The organism is Rhodococcus sp. ACPA4, from assembly GCF_002300185.1.
Lineage (GTDB): Bacteria > Actinomycetota > Actinomycetes > Mycobacteriales > Mycobacteriaceae > Rhodococcus_F > Rhodococcus_F globerula.
Genome location: NZ_NSDY01000001.1, coordinates 3,035,792 through 3,056,907, shown reverse-complemented (window position 1 = coordinate 3,056,907; position 21,116 = coordinate 3,035,792). Strand labels below are relative to the sequence as shown.

The 21,116-nt window shown below is 60.3% G+C and carries 19 protein-coding genes and 1 pseudogene; 6 read left to right on the top strand and 14 right to left on the bottom strand.

The features are described 5' to 3' along the window. Positions 1–244: 244 nt before the first annotated feature. On the bottom strand, positions 245–1,534 hold the full coding sequence (locus CJ178_RS13865; RefSeq protein WP_095886950.1) for an MFS transporter: 1,290 nt from the start codon (positions 1,532–1,534) through the stop codon (positions 245–247). A 39-nt stretch (positions 1,535–1,573) separates the two neighbouring features. On the opposite strand from CJ178_RS13865, the gene CJ178_RS13860 reads away from it, so the two are divergent. After that, entirely contained in the window at positions 1,574–1,777 is a 204-nt protein-coding gene (locus CJ178_RS13860) for a hypothetical protein (RefSeq protein WP_045064406.1), read from the top strand. Between the two features lie 202 nt (positions 1,778–1,979). Here CJ178_RS13860 and CJ178_RS13855 read toward each other — a convergent pair whose 3' ends face one another. The 4 genes from CJ178_RS13855 to CJ178_RS13840 form a co-directional block, all read right to left on the bottom strand. Further along, positions 1,980–2,819, bottom strand: a complete 840-nt coding sequence (locus CJ178_RS13855; protein ID WP_095886949.1) for a MaoC/PaaZ C-terminal domain-containing protein — start codon at positions 2,817–2,819, stop codon at positions 1,980–1,982. Positions 2,820–3,715: 896 nt separating this feature from the next. Further along, positions 3,716–4,174, bottom strand: a complete 459-nt coding sequence (locus CJ178_RS13850) for an HtaA domain-containing protein (protein WP_257013370.1) — start codon at positions 4,172–4,174, stop codon at positions 3,716–3,718. Positions 4,175–4,456: 282 nt separating this feature from the next. Further along, positions 4,457–5,089, bottom strand: coding sequence for a TetR/AcrR family transcriptional regulator (locus tag CJ178_RS13845; protein ID WP_051730258.1), 633 nt, complete (start codon positions 5,087–5,089; stop codon positions 4,457–4,459). 145 nt (positions 5,090–5,234) lie between these two features. Continuing rightward, a complete protein-coding gene (locus tag CJ178_RS13840; RefSeq protein ID WP_179300752.1) occupies positions 5,235–6,674 on the bottom strand; it encodes an MFS transporter in 1,440 nt (479 codons plus the stop codon). A 375-nt stretch (positions 6,675–7,049) separates the two neighbouring features. On the opposite strand from CJ178_RS13840, the gene CJ178_RS13835 reads away from it, so the two are divergent. Then, a complete protein-coding gene (locus tag CJ178_RS13835; RefSeq protein WP_095886946.1) occupies positions 7,050–7,814 on the top strand; it encodes a pentapeptide repeat-containing protein in 765 nt (254 codons plus the stop codon). Positions 7,815–8,231: 417 nt separating this feature from the next. On the opposite strand, the gene CJ178_RS13830 is transcribed toward CJ178_RS13835, so the two are convergent. Beyond that, positions 8,232–8,858 (bottom strand): NAD(P)-dependent oxidoreductase, encoded by a 627-nt coding sequence (locus CJ178_RS13830; protein WP_179300751.1) that lies wholly within the window; start codon positions 8,856–8,858, stop codon positions 8,232–8,234. Positions 8,859–8,970: 112 nt separating this feature from the next. Between CJ178_RS13830 and CJ178_RS13825 the strand changes: the two genes are divergently transcribed. Further along, positions 8,971–9,339, top strand: coding sequence for a winged helix-turn-helix transcriptional regulator (locus CJ178_RS13825; RefSeq protein WP_033231804.1), 369 nt, complete (start codon positions 8,971–8,973; stop codon positions 9,337–9,339). Between the two features lie 24 nt (positions 9,340–9,363). Here CJ178_RS13825 and CJ178_RS13820 read toward each other — a convergent pair whose 3' ends face one another. The 3 genes from CJ178_RS13820 to CJ178_RS13810 form a co-directional block, all read right to left on the bottom strand. Beyond that, entirely contained in the window at positions 9,364–11,028 is a 1,665-nt protein-coding gene (locus CJ178_RS13820; RefSeq protein ID WP_257013140.1) for a hypothetical protein, read from the bottom strand. A 148-nt stretch (positions 11,029–11,176) separates the two neighbouring features. Beyond that, the gene (locus CJ178_RS13815) at positions 11,177–11,788 is read right to left on the bottom strand and encodes a TetR/AcrR family transcriptional regulator (RefSeq protein WP_095886945.1); all 612 of its coding nucleotides are present in this window, start codon (positions 11,786–11,788) and stop codon (positions 11,177–11,179) included. Positions 11,789–11,931: 143 nt separating this feature from the next. Then, the gene (locus CJ178_RS13810) at positions 11,932–14,373 is read right to left on the bottom strand and encodes a glycoside hydrolase family 3 protein (RefSeq protein WP_257013138.1); all 2,442 of its coding nucleotides are present in this window, start codon (positions 14,371–14,373) and stop codon (positions 11,932–11,934) included. Positions 14,374–14,584: 211 nt separating this feature from the next. On the opposite strand from CJ178_RS13810, the gene CJ178_RS13805 reads away from it, so the two are divergent. Further along, positions 14,585–15,583: a poly(ethylene terephthalate) hydrolase family protein gene (locus tag CJ178_RS13805; RefSeq protein ID WP_095886943.1), complete on the top strand. Its 999-nt coding sequence runs from the start codon at positions 14,585–14,587 to the stop codon at positions 15,581–15,583. 25 nt (positions 15,584–15,608) lie between these two features. Here the strand turns inward: CJ178_RS13805 and CJ178_RS13800 are convergent, their stop codons facing one another. From CJ178_RS13800 to CJ178_RS33255, 5 genes and pseudogenes are all read right to left on the bottom strand, one after another. Continuing rightward, on the bottom strand, positions 15,609–16,013 hold the full coding sequence (locus CJ178_RS13800) for a nuclear transport factor 2 family protein (RefSeq protein ID WP_095887972.1): 405 nt from the start codon (positions 16,011–16,013) through the stop codon (positions 15,609–15,611). A 35-nt stretch (positions 16,014–16,048) separates the two neighbouring features. Continuing rightward, positions 16,049–16,789, bottom strand: a complete 741-nt coding sequence (locus CJ178_RS13795) for an ABC transporter permease (protein ID WP_095886942.1) — start codon at positions 16,787–16,789, stop codon at positions 16,049–16,051. Continuing rightward, entirely contained in the window at positions 16,786–17,721 is a 936-nt protein-coding gene (locus CJ178_RS13790) for an ABC transporter ATP-binding protein (RefSeq protein WP_095886941.1), read from the bottom strand. The genes CJ178_RS13795 and CJ178_RS13790 overlap by 4 nt, the downstream gene beginning before the upstream one ends. Next, a complete protein-coding gene (locus tag CJ178_RS13785) occupies positions 17,718–18,080 on the bottom strand; it encodes a GntR family transcriptional regulator (RefSeq protein ID WP_095886940.1) in 363 nt (120 codons plus the stop codon). The genes CJ178_RS13790 and CJ178_RS13785 overlap by 4 nt, the downstream gene beginning before the upstream one ends. A 97-nt stretch (positions 18,081–18,177) precedes the next feature. Beyond that, positions 18,178–19,022 (bottom strand): annotated as a pseudogene (locus tag CJ178_RS33255) (DUF5984 family protein). 395 nt (positions 19,023–19,417) lie between these two features. Between CJ178_RS33255 and CJ178_RS13770 the strand changes: the two are divergent. Both CJ178_RS13770 and CJ178_RS13765 read left to right on the top strand, forming a co-directional pair. Further along, positions 19,418–20,218, top strand: a complete 801-nt coding sequence (locus CJ178_RS13770) for a carboxymuconolactone decarboxylase family protein (protein WP_095886937.1) — start codon at positions 19,418–19,420, stop codon at positions 20,216–20,218. Between the two features lie 54 nt (positions 20,219–20,272). After that, positions 20,273–21,103 carry a mycofactocin-coupled SDR family oxidoreductase gene (locus CJ178_RS13765; RefSeq protein ID WP_095886936.1) on the top strand — a complete coding sequence of 277 codons (831 nt, stop codon included), beginning with the start codon at positions 20,273–20,275 and terminating at the stop codon, positions 21,101–21,103. Positions 21,104–21,116: the final 13 nt, after the last annotated feature.

Here is a 21,116-nt window from a genome sequence, read left to right as displayed (position 1 = left end):
AAGCGATGCCCGCGACGAACCAGAAGAACAGCTCGGCAACGCAATTGGTCGAAGACCAGTGAATACAATCGTCAGGCTGCGCCGAGTCGAGTTATTCACTGAGACAGCGCACTTCATCGAGGATCGCTTCGACAACCATGAGACCGTCAACCGCAGATCCGACGATTGTCAGGGATGGGTACAACGGCCTCATGGTGGCGTGGGTGCGACTCTCGGTCTAACTTCGACTTGTTGCGGGAGGTGCTCAGTCGCTGCTGTGAGCTGTCTTGGGCGGATTTACGGTCCTGACCTGGGGAGATGGCTCGATTGGGGAAGGTAGTTTCGGTTTTCGGGGTACGAACAGGCAAGCAATGAGGGCGGCCGCCAGGACACCGGCGCTCGACAGGAACGCTACGGGGGCGCCGGCCGTATCCAGGAGAGCACCTGTTGTGTACGGTCCCAGAATCGCTCCAACGTCGAACGCGATCCAAAAGGCGGCCACCGCTAGACCGCTGGCGCCACCACGCACCTCGCCGAGGAGCGATGGTGCCGTGGTGGAAGTCAGCCCGTGAGCCAGTCCGAGTCCGACGAAGGCAGCAACGATCAGCTGTAATGCCTTGAGCTCACCAAATAGAGCGGTCACGACCAGCGCTAGAGCGAGAGCAGTGACGGTGACCGTTCGAAGACTCAGCCGTCCGGTTACAGCGCCCAAGCTGCTTGCGGCAATCTGGGCGACGGCCGCGACTGTCAACAACATGCCAATCACTCCAACACCGAACCCGAGGTCATCAAGCCGGACCGGCATGACCACCGTGCGCACGCCGTACAACACCCACCCCGTCGCAAACTGGAGCAGCATTACCGCTACGAACGTGCGGCTGCGAAACAGTTCTCGGAGGAGGCTCGAGGTCGATACGGGCACAACATCTTCGGGACTAATGCCGTCACTAGTGCGGAGTCCTCGCGCGCTGCGCAGCGCGACCAAAGCAACAAGCGAACCCACGCCGAGAAGCACGCCGTAGATGATCAGCGGCAGGCGTGGGTCGATCGTTGCCACCAAACCGCCGATCGCGGGTCCTGAGATCATTCCCAACGATGTGGCTGTGAAGTAGATGCTCATCGAACGGGCGCGTTGCACCGAAGTCGTGACGACGAGCAACAATCCGGTACCTGCGACGGTGAAGCCGGCGCTGCCTATACCGCTCAACGACCGAAATGCAACAAAGAGTTCAAAGTTCGGCGATAAGCCGGCGACGACACTGCATACACCTTGGATGGCGAGTCCGAATACGAGCACGTTCCGCAGACGGAATTTTTTCAACAAGCCCGTCAGGGAGACGTTTGCGATCAGGCGGCCCGCCGCGAGTCCACTGACGGCAAGACTTACGCTCGCTGCTCCGACGGAGTAAAGGTCAGCCAGTGCCGGCAGTGCCGGCCCTAGCATTCCGTAGCCGAGACCGGACGCGACAGCGATAAACGAGAGGACCCACACGGTTGACGGCACACGAGCGTTCTCGGTGACTTCTGTCGCAGGATCACTTACGGTGCGCGTCATCGGTAGAGCGCTTTCGGCTGGGCTACTGCTCGACTGCCGATGACCACGCGATTATTTTCTCCCGCAACGGAAATCGTCGACCTGACGCCGAAATGTATCTCCCTGCCGAACGGACGCGAACGTGACAATATCTTCATTGGTACTCCTGGCAACATGGCTGGTAAGGCAGGGAAATATGAGATGGCCGACGCGGGTGTGGTCAACCGTGGTGAGCGCAACAAACAGATAGCGTTGCCGGACTGAGTGACAGCGAGCTTCGCTATCTAGTGGAAAGTTTGGTCAGTATCCGCGGTTCTGGTCTCAGTTCCCAAGTCGGAGAGAGCGTGCTGACAGCTGCTGCTCCGATACTTCGCCCTGATCCCGTGCAGATCGCTTCGCTGCTCGCGGGAGATCCCATGATGTTGTTGTCCGCCTGATTGTTTCGGAAATGATGTGTGTCTTACGGTCACACGATGGTGGCGGTGCCCTGGTCGATGACGGGTGTACCTGCTGCATCTGTTGTCTGGAATCGCACGACCGTGCCGTCGATCCACATCGAGACAGTGAGGCTCTCGCCGGGGAGAATGGGTTTCGTGAAACGACCCTGCATCGCGCGGAATCGCTTCGGCTCCGAGTTGGCAGCAGCATGTAACAGCGCACGGCCGGTGAACCCGTACGCGCACATACCGTGCAGGATTGGTCGTGGAAATCCGCCTCGGGACGCGAACGAAGGGTCCGTGTGCAGAGGATTTCGGTCACCAGTCAGTCGGTATAAAAGTGCCTGGTCCGTGCGAGTGCGGTAGGTGACCTGATGATCGGGTTTGCCAGCGGGTTTCTCCCATTCCGAGGCCGGTCCCCGGCTGCCACCCCACCCTCCGGATCCACGGAAGAACATAGCGGATCGAACGACACTCAGCAGACGTCCCGTATCGTCGCGGGCTTCGGATTCGACCTCGACGAGTGTTCCGGAACCCTTGTCGTAGACGCCCGCGATGGCACTGGACGTGGTTACCTCACCCTCGACGGGGAGTGCGTCGTCGATGATGAATCCCTGCTCGGCGTGGAGCATTTTCGACAGGTCCACACCGTCTGGCAACGGAATGAGGCCACCGGAGAGGGCGACATTCGCGAATGTCGGCAACACCTTCTGCGGCTTTGCCTCGCTGTTTTCGGTGGTGAACTCTAGTTCTTCCAACGGGTGGCCCTGCCCGGCACCCACTGCAAGTGCATACAGCAACGCATCCTTGGACGACCAACTGCGTGTGATCGTCTCACTTCGCCGACCCACCCACGACTCGTCGAACATCTAGTACCTCGTCTTATCTCGAGAGGTCAGCGGTATCGGTCCGCGACCTGGCGTGCTGCCTGGGGTGTCGTGCGGCGCCGACAGTAGGGCGCAGCACTCCACAGGTTCAGGGAAGACCCGTTTGCCTAATCGGATCCTGTTCTCTTTATACCTGAGCATATCGAGTGAATATTTTCAACAGGAGCTTCATTTCTTTGCCTGATCGAAAGATTGCGATTCGATCGCACTGGCCGGTGAAGTAGTGAGGGGGACTTGACAATACGTGGAGTGAGGTCCACGCTAGCTAAGCGTAACACGTTCCGATTGTTGGACGATGATCCAGGTTTAGCGGACAGGACTCACCCGATGTGAGCCACGTTCGAGGTCTTTCGTGTGCCGAGACGGTTGGTTTGTGTAGTCAGAAAGGAGCACCCCGTCCGGCCTAGTTCCACAAACAACACCCGACGCGAAGAGGGGCTACGCATTCGGTTCTGGGCCGTGGGTACCGAGTGCGTGTTCTGCCCGCGCAATCTGTCCTCTCTGCGAGGCCGATGACGCGCAGTGGAGCAGTGAAACAGGGAATGCGAAGGAGGACTGCGGATGGGGTCGAATATCGTGCTGTTGCAGACCTGTTCAGCCGCGCCATCTGCTGCGTCGTCATGTGTAGGCGTCCTAGGCTCGAACGCGTCCTCGTAGTGGCAGGGGAACTGGCGCCCGTCGGCGGAACTACGAAGGGATTCACATGCGAGAAGTGGCAAAGCTAGCTCGGCAGTGCCTATGTCGAGAACCGGCTCCGCGTCGCTGCCCGACGGTTGATCGAGCCGGTCGGTACTCACAACGAAATTGGAACGTCCACCAAGAAAATCGTCCAGCGTCGCTTTGGTGTGACTCGTGTCGAGGTTGACGAGGGATCGGCGTCATGCAAGAAAGAGCGCTCGGTGTCTGTCACTGTGGGCCAACCTGATGGTCAACGGCGAAAGCTTTGTTCCTGAAGGATAATTGGAGCCGAAGAGCATAGAGCCGGCGGTGGTCACCCGTACTTCGGTGCGCACACCTGATGCTGAGTTGTCTATGACATCGAGGGTTGCAACAACGACGCGTTCAGATCGTTCATTGGATGCCGCTACGCTCAATTGCCCCTGCACCCCGGTCAAACGAACCTGGGGATCGGCGATGACGATATCCAGAAGTCCGTCGTGTGCCCGGAGATGGATCCGGCCACGGTACTGGGCAATCCGAGTCCCGTCGGGCTCATGATGATCGGTGACGAGAGGCCAGGCCAGTTCGTTGCCCTGTTCGACGATGGCAGAATCATATGAAATCTCGCCAAGTGCTCGAACGTATTGCAGCAATGACTCTTTCACTGACCATCTCAGTGACGTGGAGGTACCGATCTATGGCATTTCCATAGTGATCTCGTTTCTCTACCTACGCGCATCAGGAAGTCGCGATCCGATTGAACGCAACCAAGGATCGGACCCGTCGCTGCCGACCATCGACGGCCAGGTCCGTCGATTATAGACGCTCGATGTATATGTACGTCAACAACTTTCGCCTAAACAGGCGAGTCGGTCGTTCAATGGCTCAGCCTGCCGGTGCACCGCGAGAACAGAAGTTGAGCGCTTGATTCCCGGTTGGTCGACAGGTGATACTCGTGATTACTTGTCGGCAGAATTACTGTGGCAGTTGAGGCCCGCGAGAACGAGGTCGACGACTGATTCGATGTATTTCTCGGCCCCGGATTCGAACTCTTTGAGTTTCGACATCGGGGTCATCAAATAATGGTGCTCGATTGTTCCTGTGACAGCATCGAGTACCAGGGCTGGCGACGTACCCTCTATGATTTCACCGCGTTCGATTGCGCGAAAGATAATTCCACGACCGTTGGCAATAGTTTCACTGCGCAAATCGGCTATTTCGCCCTCGAATAGTTCGGGATAAATCTTTGCATCAATCATGGCTCGCATTCGCACTAAGCCATAATCGCCTAGTAGCCAATCTGCCGTCGCTCGGCCAAGAGTAAGAAGGTCGCCACGAAACGTTCCGGTATCGAAGTCGACCTGGGGACCTTGGTGGGATCGCAACGCGGCTGACATTATCTGTTCTTTCGTTTGCCATCGCCGGTAGAGGGCCGCTTTTCCAACCTTGGCGTGTCGCGCAATGAGATCGAGATTCAGTCTTGCCCACCCCAGATCTCCGTACAATTCCAGCGTAGTGGACAGAAGACGTGCTTCTATGTCTGGATCGATCGGGCGCCCGCGGCCGGATGGTTGCTGGATGGCGCGTGACATTGGCCCATCATGCCACGCGCCATCCGTCAGTTCTGGTCAAGCCCGATGCAGTAGCGACGTACGGCCCGCGCACTTGCTCAAAACTGGTGTTCGAAAGATCTCGTACGCAGTCTCACGATGATTCTCGGACCGGATGATCGATCACTTACTCCGGCGACTCGGGTTGGTAGGCCTTTCCGCCCAGCTTGTTAAGGAATGGGACGAGCGCAAAAATTAGAACGCAAACACCGATGCAGACGGCCCAAATTGTTATGAATGCGCTCTCGCTAGGTATTTTCGACCCACTCATCAGCATGCCGGACATGATCGCGGCGAACGCAGCGCCGGCGATTGCCCCAGCCATCGTTCGAGACGTGTTGTACAGAGCGCCCGCGATCGCGGAGTCTTCCGGACGTGCACGAGAAATGACAAGGGCGGGAAGAAGCGCGACGAATATTCCAGTTCCGAGGCCACCAATGATGCCCATTGAGATGAAAGCGGGCAGATTGTGTCGGAATGCGATTAACCCGCAAAACCAAACTGCAATCAGCAGGGAAGATAACTGTAGTGCCGTTCGAGTTCCGACTCGTCGCGAGAAACTGTCGGCGAACGACGACGAAATCATGAGGGCAAGGGGGGCCGGACTGATAGCAAGCGCGATGCCCATCGAGTCGAGGCCGAATCCGTATCCGACGATGTCGGGCTTGGCCGAGTAATACAGTGCAGCAACAGCAGCGGAACCGTAGAACTGCACACCGAATATACTTGTCAATCCCAACAAGAATCCGACTCCTCCCTTCGTCAGCAGAGATAAATCGACCAACGGGGTGCTGATTTTCTTCTCAGTCGCAACAAAGGCGACAAGCAACACTGCGCCGCCGCCAATTGTCATCAGGGTTGTTGTAGACGTCCATCCCAGCTTGTTTCCATTGCTTATTCCGACGAGGAAGACCGCGAGGCCGACGCCAAGGAGGGCAGCACCGATCCAGTCAATGGACCCTGTTGTACGACTGGAAGTTTCGGGCACGAAATATGCAATGAGAACTAGGCTTGCTAGTGCAAGTACGGCAGGCAGAAGGAGGACGAGAGTCAGATTGGCGTTGGTTCCGAGTATCCCGGCCAATAGGGTGCCTATCGCTCCTCCGGCACCAAGACACCCAACTAATATTCCGATTGCGCGACCTGCACCAGCGCCGGCTCGTTCCCGGAGAATTGCCAACTCGAGAGGGAGAAGCGCGCCCAGCGTTCCTTGGATGATTCTGCCCAACAAGAAGATCCCGAACGAGGGTGCTAATGCTGTCATGACCGTTCCGACAGTCACGGTGCCAAGCACAATCAGCACCATTCGCCGATGGCCGTATTTGTCGCCTAGTTTGGCCAGCAGAGGTACACAGACGACAGTTGATAATAGATAGGAAGCCTGCACCCAGTTGAGTTGTGCTGGGTTGGCAGTGAACTTCTGCCCAATTTGTCCTAGAAGCGGTATGTACCACGTCTGAATGAGTCCGCTGGTGAGTTCGGATGCAGCGAGGAATCCGATGACTGCGAATGCTCCGCGGTGCACGGTGGAAGCCGAAAGCCCCGATTGCGTTTTCTGATCGGTCACTGGCACGCCTCGTTGGAAAATTCATCGTGAGTTGAGTTGTCAGGCATGGGTTCTCGTGTCCTTCTCGTCAAGGGTTACGGGTCGACCGAATAAGAGACGACTATCGTCCGCTGAACTGTATGGAGTGACGAATAACTGTGTCAAGGGTCACATTTCTTTGCTGGAGGATTGCCGCCGTCGGACGAAACCGGTTGCGGCCCAACGTTCACGTCCTACATTGTCAAGTTGCCTGCCGCTTCGAAGGCGGGGGCTGCGGACCGTTGATCTCGAATCCGAACCGGTGGAGTTCTGCGCAGCTGACTGCAATCGCATTTCCAATCGGGTCTTCGGCAGCCACCGCCAGTTTCTGCCGATGTAAGCGATACGATCGGGGCTGTGAAGAGGTCGGAGATCAGCGCTCTGCGCCGCCGTTGGTCAGTAGAGGACGTCGAAAATCTACGGGCGCAGCTGCTCGATCAGTCGCGAATCACCAAGCCGCCTCACACGCTCACCTCCCCGTGGCCCGCGACCGAGAATGGGCTGCTGGATTTGTGTGGTCTGACGGTGGGTCGCTATGGATTGGACATCAGATTCGTCACGCTGGAACGTATCGATCTGAGTTTCGTGCGCGGTGCGCTCACGGCGTTCGAAGCCGAATTATTCGACTGCCGCTTCGATTTCGCCGCATTGACCGGCCAACCACGCTTGAACCGCAGATTCGAACGATGCAGTTTCCGCGGCGCCACCCTCTCTCGTCTGGCGCTCGGGCCGAAGGTTGTCGATTGCGATTTCACTGGAGCGAAAGCCCACAAGCTACGTTCCGTGCCCAATACCGTGTTCGATCGGTGCACGTTCGACGACTCGGACCTCGCAGGTGCGCAGTTCTCCGACACCTCGTTCGTCGATTGCACCTTCGGTGCCGTGCGGTTCTCCGCGTCGACGAGCTTCGTGCGGTGCTCGTTCACGCGTACCATCATCGATTTCGGCATGGCACAGGTCTCGCGAACGACGAGCGACGGCACAGCTGTGCCTGACCAATGGAAAGGTGAAGACGAGGCAAGCGTCGCACTGGAGCGCTATGCCGCACGCTACGCCCGAGCCATTGTCGCGGAGGATGAGGATGGGCCGGCCGTCAAGTCCGAAACTCGAGTGAAGAGCTAGCTGACGTTGACCTCGGCTGCTTCGTCCGCCTGCCCGTCCAGCGGCGACGGTCAGGCGCGTGGTGAACGCGGAGACGCTCGAGGCTCTGCACTCCGCTATCTGCTCTCGAATGTCGTTGTACGTCGACGCGTCAGGGGTTACCAGTCGTACAGCGTCGTTGATGCCCTCGATTCGCTGCGCCTCAACTGTTTCGAGTTCACCTCGGTTGATTCGGCCAAGAAATCGGAAGTCGACGAACAATTGGATCTGTTACAAAGGCCGGCACCGCCGAAAATCGCAAACGGATTGTTCGTCGTGAAGGACGACGTGTCGCTGTTCGACAGCTTCGAGCCTCTGGATCGGCATCTCGATGCGGGCGTAGCCTACGTCCCGGTGGAGTTCGACTCGTTGATCGATCCACGGTTTCCCAATGGGGATTCAGTTTCTGACCACGGCGATCTGTGTTCGGTGGTGCGTCGGATTGTCGATCTCGTCAACCGTCGCGACAGCGAGGTCGGTATAGGTGAATGTCGGATCGGATGAATGCAAGAGTTCCGGGCCGGCGCTGACTAGTAGTGGGCCAGTTTCGGCGTGCTCTGCGATGACCACAGGAGGGGGAGTGATTACCACCCAGTCGAGTTCGCTCGGGCTCTGCTGGAGGAGTTCGAGTTCGAGGGCATGACCGTCGGTGAACGGCTTCGCTTCGTCGGGGAAGTCAGGGGTATCCACCAGTCGTATTCCCGGGGTCGGTTCGAGGGTTGTTCCGATCCCGATCACGAGTAGACGCCTGGTCTGCAGTCCTCCGATCAATGCATGCGTGGATGCGGAAAAGAACTGGTCCGGTGGTACATCCATGCTAGCGCCGGCATTGATCACCGCATCGGCCCCTGCCGTGAGTCGGCGTACGTCAGCGACATCGGTGACGTCGCCCGTGACGCCGTCGATGTCGGGGTGCGCATGTGGGTGGCGCATCACGGCTAGTACGTCGTGGCCCCGGGCGCGGGCCTGTGCCAAGATTCGACGACCCGCGCGGCCGCCAGCTCCGAACAACACAATCCGGCTCATGCTTTCCTCCGTTCACTGCGTCACCGAGATGGCGACGGGGACGCGTTCACGGTAGAACGCGCCCCCTCGGTTACCGCAACGTAAGCGACCCGACATCCGTAGTGTGGATTCCATGACTGGACCTCTGGATTCAGAACTATTCGCCTCGTGCGGGACGGTTCGTCCTCCGGTGCAGGTAGGCGGTAAATGGGATGCTCAGATCATCTTCTGCCTCCTCGGTGGGGCCCGGCGGTTCTCCGAGATACAAGTCCCGATGCGGCACGTTGCGCCGAAAGTCCTCACCGAATCTCTGCGAACTATGGAGCGTGACGGGTTCGTCAGTCGGACAGTGCATTCGGAATCACCGCGTCACGTCACCTACGCTTTGACCACGCTCGGATACACGCTCACGCAGCCGCTGCAGGCTGCTTGTGAGTGGTCTCAAAAACACCTTCCGGAGGTGATCGAGTCGCGTCGTCAGCACGAAGCTGGGCTCGCTTGACGGGTCGCGCGGCGGGGTTTCGTGTCAGCGAATAACTAGGTCATGGTCGGTGGCGCTGAGGGTGATCGCTGCAATGTGGTTGCCGCGCATCCAGTCTCGGACGAACGCGTCCAGTGCGGGGTTCGATTCCCGAGTCGCGTACGCGTCCGCCGGGATTTCGATTGCCCCGACGAGGTGGCGGGGGTTGGCGTCGAGGCCAGGCCCGCGGGGTGTCATTCGGAGTCCGTCGGCGGTGTGCAGGATGACCGGAATGCAGGCGCCGTCCGGTGCGGTGACTGTTGCGGTCCGAGTGGTGGCGACGGGGTCGAAGTGGTCCACGTCCAACCGGTAGCCGGAGGGCTGTGCGTGCTGGCCGATCGCGTCGAGCATACGCGGGTCCACCACGGTGTACGGAAAACCGATGTCGATCAGTGTCTGACCGTCGATGGCGCCGTTGCGCGCAGGCAGCGTTGTGGACAGGTCCCAAGGGGCCGCGGGGGCCAGGGTATCTGCCGAGCGGTCGATCGGTGTGTTCTCGATCGGCGAGCCGAGGAGGTCCGCGCCCGTCGGTGTGAACTCCCACATGCCGCCTACGAGATCCTTGTGCCAGAAGCCGGATTCGGTGCCGTTACGGCCCTCTACGCGCAACTCGCGCCGATTCGGGCCGGGGCCGAGGGAGTGCACACTGATCGCGGATGTGATCTCGCCGGGAATCTTGGGTTGGTGCACCCAGTCCGGCGCCGGCAGTTGGATTGCGGCGGTGCTGCGGTCGAGTGTTTCGACGACGAGGTTGGGCGCGGACGGTTTATCCGACTGGTCTTCCCAGCTGTAGCGGAAGAAGATCGAGTCCGATCCCGACGAGTCGAAATCGAATGTGCGGGTGTACATGTCGCCGTACTTGTTCATCACGAAGGTGGTGGATCCGGCCGCCGACAACGAGTCGGCCTGGAACCGCCCGCCGAGCGGCCCGCCGATCTCGTAGCTGTCGTCGTTGGGGAGCCACGGGTCCGCGTACGTGATGCGGCTGCCGTCCCCGGTCAGCGCAGGGAGCATTGTCATCTTGCCAAATCCGACGAAGTGGATTCGTCCGGCGATGTCGGTGAAGGTTTGGTTGTCCCACGGCGACGACACGCTCAGCGCCCATCCGTTCGGCCGGTCTCCTGGTAGTTGGCGGCCGGGGGCGCTCCACAGGGGTGCGCCCCACGCGGAGGTCCAGTTCCAAGCGAGCGGGTGCTGGGACGCGTTGTCCATCGTGTAGATCCAGCCGTTGTCGTCGACCGCGACGAGTTCGTCGTCGTCCAGCGATATCCCGACCAGTCGGCCGCGCAGGCACTCGGGCATCGGTACGAATCGCCAGGGTTCGGTGGTAGACGCGTCGGCTTCCCGTGGCCGAGTGAGCAGGTCGTGGCCGACAAGCGCGAAGTCCCAGAATCGGTTGAATTGCGTTGTCGGCGTGCGAACCTCGATAGATTCCGGGGCGGTCGAGCCGGTGAACGTCGGCAATTCGGCCAGCCCGATGCGCCCTCCGCCCGATGGAGCGCCCGGCGGCAGCTGGGCGGTCCCGAACGGTACGCAGCTCGCTGGTCCGGCCTCGGCGGGTGCGGCCGCGGCGATGGGAGTGGGCCACAGCAAGCCTGCGGCGAAGAGGACGCCGACACACAGAAGTCGCGTTGGGCGCGGGTGCAACACTCTACGGCTGGTGTCGATCATTGTCCGATTCTCGCATGCATCGACATGTCCACCGCGTTGCTGGTGAGGACGGTCCATCCGTGTCGAATGCGGCGCAGCGTGCTGATTGTGGCTTTGGACGTTGGTAGCGGATGTGTCGCTGCTCCACGGTGACGGTTTGTCCGTCCAGTCAGTCGGTCGGGTGCTCGGAAGGCGTCATCGCGGTCAGTAGTGCGAGGAAGTTTCGGAAAGCGGCAGGCATGTCCACCTCGTCCGGCGCCAAGAGCCACTGGATCTGTATGCCGTCGATGACAGCTATGAGTAGTGGTGCAGCTTGCTCGGGTGTGAGCCCGCCGGCCAATCGGTCCCCGAGCTCCGCGCGCAGCAATTCGGCCATGCCCTCTCGCACGGACGCATAGCGCTCGGTGAAGAACTCACGCGCTGGGTGCTGCCCGGTCGCGCTTTCGGCGGCGAGTGCGGTGAAGGTTTGGACGACTCCGGGCCGGTCGGCATTGAATTCCACGATTTGTTCGAGGTGAGACAGTCGCACATCCGTCGAGTTCGCGAGAAGGGCTGCGGCGTCCCATCGGTCGCGAGCGTCGAGCACTCCGATCAGGAGGTGCTCCTTGCTGGGAAAGTGGTGCAGCAGTCCGGGTTGCGTCAGGCCGACGCGCTCGGCGACGGCAGCGAGAGTGGTGCCGCGGTATCCGCGCTCCGCGATCTCGGCCATTGTCGCGTCGAGAATGGCCTCGCGCCGGGCCTCGGCCTTGACCGCCCGGCCACCCCGTTGTCGCTCAGTCATGCAATGAGCCTATCGACGGAAGCGTTTCTCATCGCGCCTGGGTGAGGATGACGGCCATCAGTCCCGCGTCCTGGCTCTGGGTCGGCGCCAGAGCATTGCCAAGGTGACGGCCCCCGCGATGACGCGAACGGTGTTCAAGGACTTCAATTTCGAGTCTCGATGCGCAGGGTGAGAGGGCAGTCGGCCGACGAGGCACCGACGTGGAGATCATACGAACCGGGTCGGTAGCACCAACTACGGCTCTGCTCGTCCCAGACCTCGAACGCACGACGCGGCAGAGTGATTGTTGCCGTTGCGGTTTCGCCGGCCTCTGCCACCACGCTCGCGAAGCCGGCAAGCGCACGGGCGGGTCTGGACGGGTCGATGTCGGCGGCAGCGAGATACACCTGCACAACCTCGCGTCCCTGCCTAGATCCAGTGTTGTGGATACGAACCGTGACGGTGTCGCCTTGCCATTCGACGCTCTCGTATTCCCACGTGGTGTAGCCGAGACCGTGTCCGAACGCGAACGCGGGTGCGACATCTGTTCGGTCCCAGGCGCGGTAGCCGATGAACAGGCCCTCGGTGTACGTGAGCTTGCCGTCGACGGGTGTGACATCCGTGACCGGGCAATCCGCAAGTGTTGCGGGCCAGGTGGTCGGTAGCCGGCCACCCGGCTCAGTCAGTCCGACCAGAACATCGGCCAGTGCGGCGCCGGCTTCCTGGCCGGGGAACCAGCTCAGCAATACCGCCGAGACATCGTTCCGCCAGGCCATCTCCACCGGCGAACCCGAGTTCACGACAACGACAGTTCGCGGGTTAGCGGCAGCTACGCGGGAGACCAATTCGTCTTGACGCCCCGGCAATTTCAGTGTGCTGCGGTCGAAGCCCTCGGACTCGACCTGGTCAGTTGTCGCGACGACAACGACGGCGACGTCCGCCGACTTCGCGGCATCGACCGCCTCGGCCATCAGCTCTTCCGGGTCTCGTTGCGGCTCCTGGTGTCCCAGACTGAAACTGAGGATGTCGATCGGCGAACCCTCCATTTTCATCGGAGTGTGCTTCAGTACCACTTCGACAGGTTCTCCGGCAGTCAGTTCGACGGAGCCGCGGTCCTTCGGAGCACCGAAGAACAGCTCGAACGGATCGAAGCTTTCCAGGGGTTGGTCACCGTCGAACAGAGTTTCACCGCCGACTGTCAGGGTAAACATGCCGAGTCCCTTGGTGCCGAAGCGATGTGAACCACTCTCGCGCGGAGTGAATGTGCCGAGGACCTCGACAGTGTGCAGCGCTTGGAAGTCGAGGCCTTCCGGGAGGATTCCCATCCACGTGATCATTCCGTTGGGTAGGTCCAGTTCTCGAAGCAGGGTTCCCACAGCGTCGTAGCACCGGGCGCGCAACTCGAATCCTCTTTCGGCCGTGCCTATCTGGTCGGTCAACGTTGTGCCGATGCTGTAGCTGAGCGAGCCCTCGGGCAGTGCTGCCGTCAGTCCGTCGAGTGGGGACACGACGGACTCGGGAAAGACCATTGCGGAGCCGCCACCGAGGACGCGGGCGTCGCGGGCGGCCAGTCCGATCAGTGCGACGGTGGTAGTGCTCGGGTCGATCGGCAGGATCGTCTCACCGCCGATGGGAGCATTGCGGGTCAGTACGAAGGAACGGCTGGCGATCTCGTGGGCCAGAGCGCGGCCGTCGACCGGCGCGGGGAGTTCGGTCACCGCAGGATTGGCGTCCTCGAGGAGGCCCGCGCGCGCCGCGAGCAGTAGGACTCGGCGCACTGCGTCGTCGACTACCGACTCGTCGACCTCGTCATTCCTGACTGCCTCGGCCAGTAGCTCTCCGTAGACGGAGCGGGGGCCGGGCATCGCGATGTCGAGGCCACCCAGAATCGCGCCAAGGGTCGAGCGCGTTCCCATCCAATCCGAGACTACGCAGCCGTCAAATCCCCACTCGCCCCGCAATACTCCGTTCAGAAGTTCGTTGTGCTCGCTCATGGTGGTGCCGTTGACGCTGTTGTACGCGGACATGATTGCCCAGGGTCGGGAGTTCTTCACGATGTCCTCGAAGGGCGCAAGGTAGATCTCGCGCAGCGCATTCGGGGACACAATGTTGTCGACGGACATGCGGTCCGTCTCGGCGTCATTGGCTACAAAATGCTTGACGGTGGCGCCGACGCCACCGGACTGCACCCCGCGGACGTAGCCGGAACCGATTGCGCCGGTGAGCAAAGGGTCCTCGGAGTAGGCCTCGAAGTGTCGGCCGCCAACCGGGGTGCGGTGCATGTTCACGGTCGGAGCGAGCAACAGGTGCACGCCCTTGCGCCTGGCTTCCTGCGCGAGCAGAACTCCCGCACGCGCGATCAGGTCAGGATCCCAGGTCGCGGCCATTGCGGTGGGCGACGGCAGCAGAATTGACGGATCGTCCGGTCCCCAGAAGACGCCTCGCACACCTACCGGTCCGTCGGACATCACCAGCGACCCGAGCCCGATTTGCGGGAGGGCAGGAAGGGTCCACATGTCCTGGCCCTGGAGGAGTCGTGCTTTCGCATCCAGGTCGAGCTTGGTGAGTGCTGATTCGACGGCCTCGTAAGTTGCTTCGTCCCGCAATGTGCACTCCTTCGACATGGTGTGGGTTGGTTGCCCGTCCGATGGAAACTCATCGTGCCATCAAACTTAATAAATGATAGGTGTTGTTACTAAAACGTTATATATTGGCTTGGCCATGCCGAAGGTGCTTCTCCGGCAAGCGAACTCGAAGTCGTAACGATTAGATTACAAAGCCTTAGTTGGATTAGGTCTCGTCGTTAGGGTGCATCACATGAAAAGTCTGATGAGCAAAAGTGTCGTGCTCCTCGCCGCTGCAACTCTGGTTCTGCTGGGATCAGGCGCCACAGCGCAGGCGGGTGGAACCAGAGAGCCTGTCGCAAACGGTAGAACCGTCGATGGCACGTACTCCGAGCGAGGTCCGTGGGAGGTGACCAGTCAGCAAGGTTTCGGTTGCTGCGACTCCTCTGGTAACAAGTTCGACGTCTGGTATCCCACTGACCTGGGTGCGAACGGAGATCGGCACCCGATCATCACTTGGGGCAACGGGACGTGGGCACACCCCTTCCAATACGACTATCTGCTCTCGCACCTGGCATCGTGGGGGTTCGTGGTGATCGCGGCCGACAACACCAATACGGGCACGGGTCAGGAAATGCTGGAGGCAGTGGATTTCCTCCGACATGAGGACAGCGATCCGTCGAGCATTTTCTATCAGAGTTTGGATACCGGCAATGTCGGTGCGATGGGGCACTCTCAGGGGGCGGTCGGTGCCCTCAACGCGGCGATCAGCTCCGGCGGCGAACTGAAAACCGCTGTCCCCATAGAGCTTCCGGGCCAGTACATGTGTGGCCTGCCCAAGGCTGATGCGGCGATGAACGTCTGCACGGATCCGCGGGCGCTGACCACAGGTTCTGTGCTGTACGTGAACGGCTCCAACAGCCCCATTTCGCAGTCGATCCAGCCGTTGCCGTGGGACTTGATCGGAGCGCAGTCCGCGGAGGGCTATTTCGGTGCCACCCCGGACTCTGTTCCGAAGGTGCGCGCGACTCTGAACGGTCCTAACCACAACGACATTCAAGGTCAACCCGGTTGCCCGGCAAACGATCCGGGCTGCGTCGACGGAGTGCAGGGGTTCCTTGGTGTTCTCACTGCGTGGAACATGGACAATTTGCGCGGAGACGCGCATGCGCACAGTGCCTTCATCTCCGGGGCCGGTGAGCTGTTCAGTCTGCCGGCGTGGAGTAACCAAGCTAGCAACATCATCAGCTGACGCCGACGACCTGCACGAGCGAAAGTCAGGGAGTGGCAGCTGCGGTGATATGGCTCAACACGCACAGCCAGCGGCCATTCCGTCGAACGAAGACATCGGTAGTCCACTCGTCGGCGTCGAATTGTCGGCCGTGGTAGTGCGCCGTGTTCTTCAACCGCGCTGTCAGAACCGCGGTGTCACCGTAGGTGCGGACTCTGGCGTCGTTGACCCGGTCGAACGTCGAGTGGGTGAGCTCGCCAGACTGGATAATAGACAGGAATTGTTCTTTGGACGTGAGGCCCGAATCGGACACGATCACCCAGTCGTCCGCCATGAATCTGCCGATTCGTTCGGCATCGTTCGAGACGATCGCCGTGGACCACTGCTCATGGATCGCGAGTATGTCTGCCTGCACGTCATCACCCGTGCCTGTTGTGACGTCCTTGCCCATCATCGCTCCTCGGCTCCTCTAATTGATCGTGGCCGTCACGGCGTTGCGCGCCGCAGTGTCGCCCAGGCGCCGGCGATGCACGCGATGGTCAGGACGAGAGGGAGCACCGCCATCGGCACCACCCGTGGGACATCGACAAACCACGAACCGATCGCCGGCCACCAGCGGGCCCAGGTGATTACGATCGCTGACAGGCCGAGCGCGCCGAAGAGTCCGGTGAGGGAGGCAAGCAGACCGGTGATCCGCCACCGCTGGTAGATCGCCCCCGTCAGCATCGCGATCGAACTGGTCAGCAGCAGCGTTGTGAACAGCGCCAACAGTTGCACGGCCGTGCTGTCGGTGAAATAGCGTGCGATGCCGAACATGCGCATGTGCACACCCCAGCCGTTGGTAGCGGACTCCACCACTGACAGCAGCTGCAGCGCGATTGCGAAGACCGCGGACTGTGCCAGCGCCATCACCGTTGTGGCGGTGAAGAACTCGCGGCGAGTCACGCTCAGTCCGAGTGCGAACGGGAATGTCTGGGCCATCGACTGGAGGTAGAAAGCGAGCACGAAACCGTAGACGGAGAACACGCTGCCGGTGAAGCCCTCGCCCTGCTCGTTCCCGACGATCGCGTAGATGGTGAAGCTGATCAGGAACGAGACCAGCAGAATGCCGACCGGCCAGGCGATCAGCAGCGGCCATGCGACCGTATGCAATTGGAGGACGGAACCGATCCGGGACCGGGTGGGCGCCTTCGGAATCGTCCGGGGCGCGGTCGTTGTGATGCTCATACGGTGGTCTCCCTGCGCTGTGTGGTGGTCGCGATGACAAGTTCCTGCAAAGATGCCGGCTCCAGTTCGACCCCCGCCTCCCGTAAACGGTTCCGCTCGGTATCTGTCACGCCGGCCTGCACCGTGATGCGGGCGTGGGTGCCGAGCGTCTCGCGGTGCAGAACCGTGCCGGACGCGGCAAATGCATCTACAGCTGCGAGGGGACCGGTTGCCACTACTGCGCGGCTGCGCAGTGTGTCCGCGTCCTCGTCGAGCACGATTCGGCCGTGGTCGACGACGATCACGTGCTCGAGCAGATTGGCTACCTCGTCGATCAGGTGAGTCGAAAGCACTACGGTACGTGGATGTTCGGCGTAGTCGGCAAGAAGTCGGTCGTAAAACAGTTGGCGTGCAACGGCATCGAGACCGAGGTACGGCTCGTCGAAGAGCGTCAGCGGCGCTCGGGATGCGAGCCCGATTATTACCCCCAGTGCCGACCGCATACCGCGCGAAAGCTTCTTTACCTTGCGGCCCAGAGGAAGTTGGAAGTCGTCGAGCAGTGCCTCGGCGAACGTGTGGTCCCACTTCGGCAACAGATGGCTCGCGGCGGTGAGTACGTGCTTGACCCGGAGGTCTTCGGGGTACGTCTGACTTTCCTTGACGAAGCACACGTTCGCCAGCACGTCAGAATTTTCGAACGGGGCTCCGCCGAATACCTCGACCTCGCCGCTGGTGTGCAGGTCCTGCCCGGTCAGAATTTGCATGATCGTCGTCTTGCCCGCGCCGTTACGGCCGAGCAGGCCATAGATCTTGTTGTGCTCGATCTCGAACGTGACGTCGGAGAGCGCATCGACGTCCCCGTATCTTCTGTTCACCGAGCGCATCGAGGCGACGAGTTCTGATTCGGTGAAACGCCTGACGTGGGACTCGGTCGTTGTCATGCTTGCGTTCATCGGGCCACCTTCCTGTCGTCGAGCATGGATTTGAGTTCGTCGAGGGGGATCTGGAGTCGTTCGGCTTCTGCGACGAGCGGTTCGATGTACTGACGTGAGAATGCTTCTCGGCGTCTGAACCTGAGCGCGTCGCGCGCACCGAGAGTGACGAACATTCCGATTCCTCGTTTCTTGTAGAGGATCCCCTCGGATACGAGCTGATTGAGGCCCTTGGCTGCCGTCGCCGGGTTGATCCGGTGGAACGCCGCAAGTTCATTGGTCGAGGGCACCTGCCCGTCCTCGGGCAGTGAGCCGTCGATGATCGAGCTTTCGATCTGCTCGGCGATCTGCTGGAACAGTGGTCGTCCGTCGTCGATCACGATGATCCACGCCCGGGGCTCACTGGTTCATTACTCATGTAATGAACCATAGAACTTGTGAGGGGGTGTTGGCAACCCCTGTTGACGTCGTGCCCGTTCAGGTGTGGCCTGAGAATTCTTGCAACATCGGCTCGTTCAGCGACGTGAATGGCGCGAGCCGGAACTCACCTCGAATGCCGAGTAGGAACGACGCGCCTGCCCGTACCGCATCCCAGTCGGTGTTCACTTGGTGCGCCATCGCTTGCGAGAGCCAGGTCCGACGCTCGGCCTGCTCCCGGATCAGACCGGGGATGTCGAGGTCGAATCCCGAGAGAACGTCGGTCGCGGCGATCGTGTCCACCCTCACTTGCATGGCTTCGAGGAGGCGGTAGTCGAAATCCGTTATTGCGGAAACAAATTTGTCGGTGCTGACCGATGCCCGGCCCGATAGCGGCGCGGTGAACGCGACATCGCCGTCGGGGTCGACAGGGAATCGCCAGTCCACGTTGACGGTGTCTACCGGTTCGAGTGTGCGCCACCACTGTAGTTCGGGCCCGAAACGCAGATAACCGTGTCGACGCTCCGATCACTGTATGCATCGATGGCCGCGTCGATCTGCGTATTGTCCAGGAGCTCTGCGTCGTCGATGTCATCGAAATCGATTGACCACCCGGCAGTCACGAAATCCACCAGGTCATTCGGTACTGGTTCGAGGATGTAGGGCAACGCTTGCAGCATGTCTTCCCAGAGGCGGACCACGTAATATTCCGCCCACGGGGGGACGGTTCGCCCGTCCGTGGGGGAGCGCCTGGCCGTTGTCTGCTCGCTATTGCGCAACAAATCGACTCCACCCACATCGAGGCAAAACCAACCCTCGGTGAGCCCGAACCAGTGCAGGTTCCGGTTCTCTCCCCACGGTTCGACCTCGTCCACCGGTACCAGCTCGAACCGGAAACGCACCATGGCTCGATGTAACTCTATCGCCGCATATTCCGTCCACAGGCTTTCGCGCGAGAGCATCTGAGAAGGTGGGTATCTCGGTGGTCGACGTGTAAAAGTCGATGGAAACAAGAAGCGGGGCAATGTACTTCGCGCGCGATCCCTTTCCGAAGGCCAACGTCGTAGTGCGGAACGACCCGTAGTAGTCGCTGCAACCGACGTGACGAACCCAATCGCCCTGAGTTGCGTGCCACGGACTCGGGGTGAGGTGCGCGGAGACTGCGATGAAAAGGCGGCCCTCCGAGTGAGCGGCCGAATTCAGTTCGGCAGTTCGGGTATGGCGCGAGAAAATCCATGCTGGACATAAACAAGTCCCACGACTTAGAGTTCAGTCTAACGACTGAAAGGTGAGTACAGGGATGGAAAATCTAGGTGAGGAAGCTGTATACGCGGTGATGACGACTCGGCCGGCCGAGGTCGGTTCGGCGTTCGACAAGGCAAACCAAGACTTCGTATTCGGCGAGATCTGGTCTCGTCCCGGATTGAGCCGGCGCAACAGGCGTTGGGTCACACTGACCTGCGTTGGGGCCGCTGTTGCGCCTCGCGCCATTGACGATCAGGTCTATGCCGCGCTGAACAGCGGTGACATGACCGTCGACGAGATGCTCGAGTTTGTCTTGCATTTCGCTGTGTACAACGGTTGGCCTAAAGCTTCACATCTCGAAGGCGTCGTTCGCCGCCAGTGGGCCCGGATAGAGAAGGACCGAGGTCTCGAGCGTTCCCCAATTGAACCTGCGAGCAATGACACTCTCGGGCTTAATGATTGGGACGATCGGATCGAACGTGGTGTAAAAGAATTCATGGACGTCAATCTGATCGACGCTCCATCGCCCGATACTCCCTATATTCACGCCGGGATCTTGAACTTCGTCTTTGGACACGTCTGGCAGCGCCCGGGTTTGACGAGGCGGGATCGACGGTTCATCACTGTTGCATCCGTGGCGGTGAACGATGCAGTGACGCCGCTGCAATCACATGTCGGCTCGGCCTTGGAATCGGGCGATATCACCAAGTCGGAGATGGATGAAGTAGTTCTCCAGCTATCCGCATACTCGGGATTTGCCAAAGGTGAAGCCCTACAGACGACTGCCGACGAAGCATGGGATCGACTGAGCCTGGCCCGGACTGCCGTTGGCGGCGTCCGACATGAGAGCGCCTAGTACGTCGCCAGAAATTACATTCGAAAAGTTGATGTCTAAAGGAGAACTTCGAACATGTCAGGATTAGAAGGCCGCGTCGCTTTTATCACCGGAGTCGGGCGGGGACAGGGCCGAGCGCATGCGATACGGCTCGCCCGTGAAGGCGTCGACATCATTGGCGTTGATATCTGCGAGAACGTGGACTCGATGACCTATCCGAATGCCAGCGAAGCTGACCTCGAAGAGACAGTGCGGTTGGTGGAGAAGGAATCTCGGCGCATGGTCGGCCTGAAAGCTGACGTGCGGAACTATCGACAACTCACTGCCGCCTTCGAGGAGGGGTACGAGCAGTTCGGTCGCGTCGACATCGTTATTGCCAATGCAGGCATCATCCGGATGGGGGCAGAATCGGAGGATTTTCTGGCGGACTGGAACGATGTGATCGACACCAATCTGACCGGGGTTTATCACACGGTGCGAGCGGCGCTGCCTGCCATGCGCGAGGCTGCGCGCGGCGGGTCGATCGTCATCACCAGTTCGACTGCCGGTCTCAAAGCTTCCTCGTCGTTGTCAGCCAGCGGCAATGCGTACGCGTCTGCCAAACGTGGCGTTGTGGCTCTGATGCAGGGTTTGGCAGCACATCTCGCCCCGGAATGGATTCGGGTCAACACCATCCATCCCACCGGAGTAGCCAGCGGGATGACCCAGAATGCCGCGATGGACGCCCTCATGGCGCATGCCGCTGCCGGCGGCTCGAACTCGATCTCCGGGATGCAAAACGCTTTACCGCTGCAAATGCTCGAGTGTGAAGACGTCGCCAATGCTGTCGCATATCTCGTTTCCGATGAAGCCAAATTCATCACCGGCATCCAATGGCCACTCGACGCCGGATTCATGATTCGCTGACAGTCATTCGAGA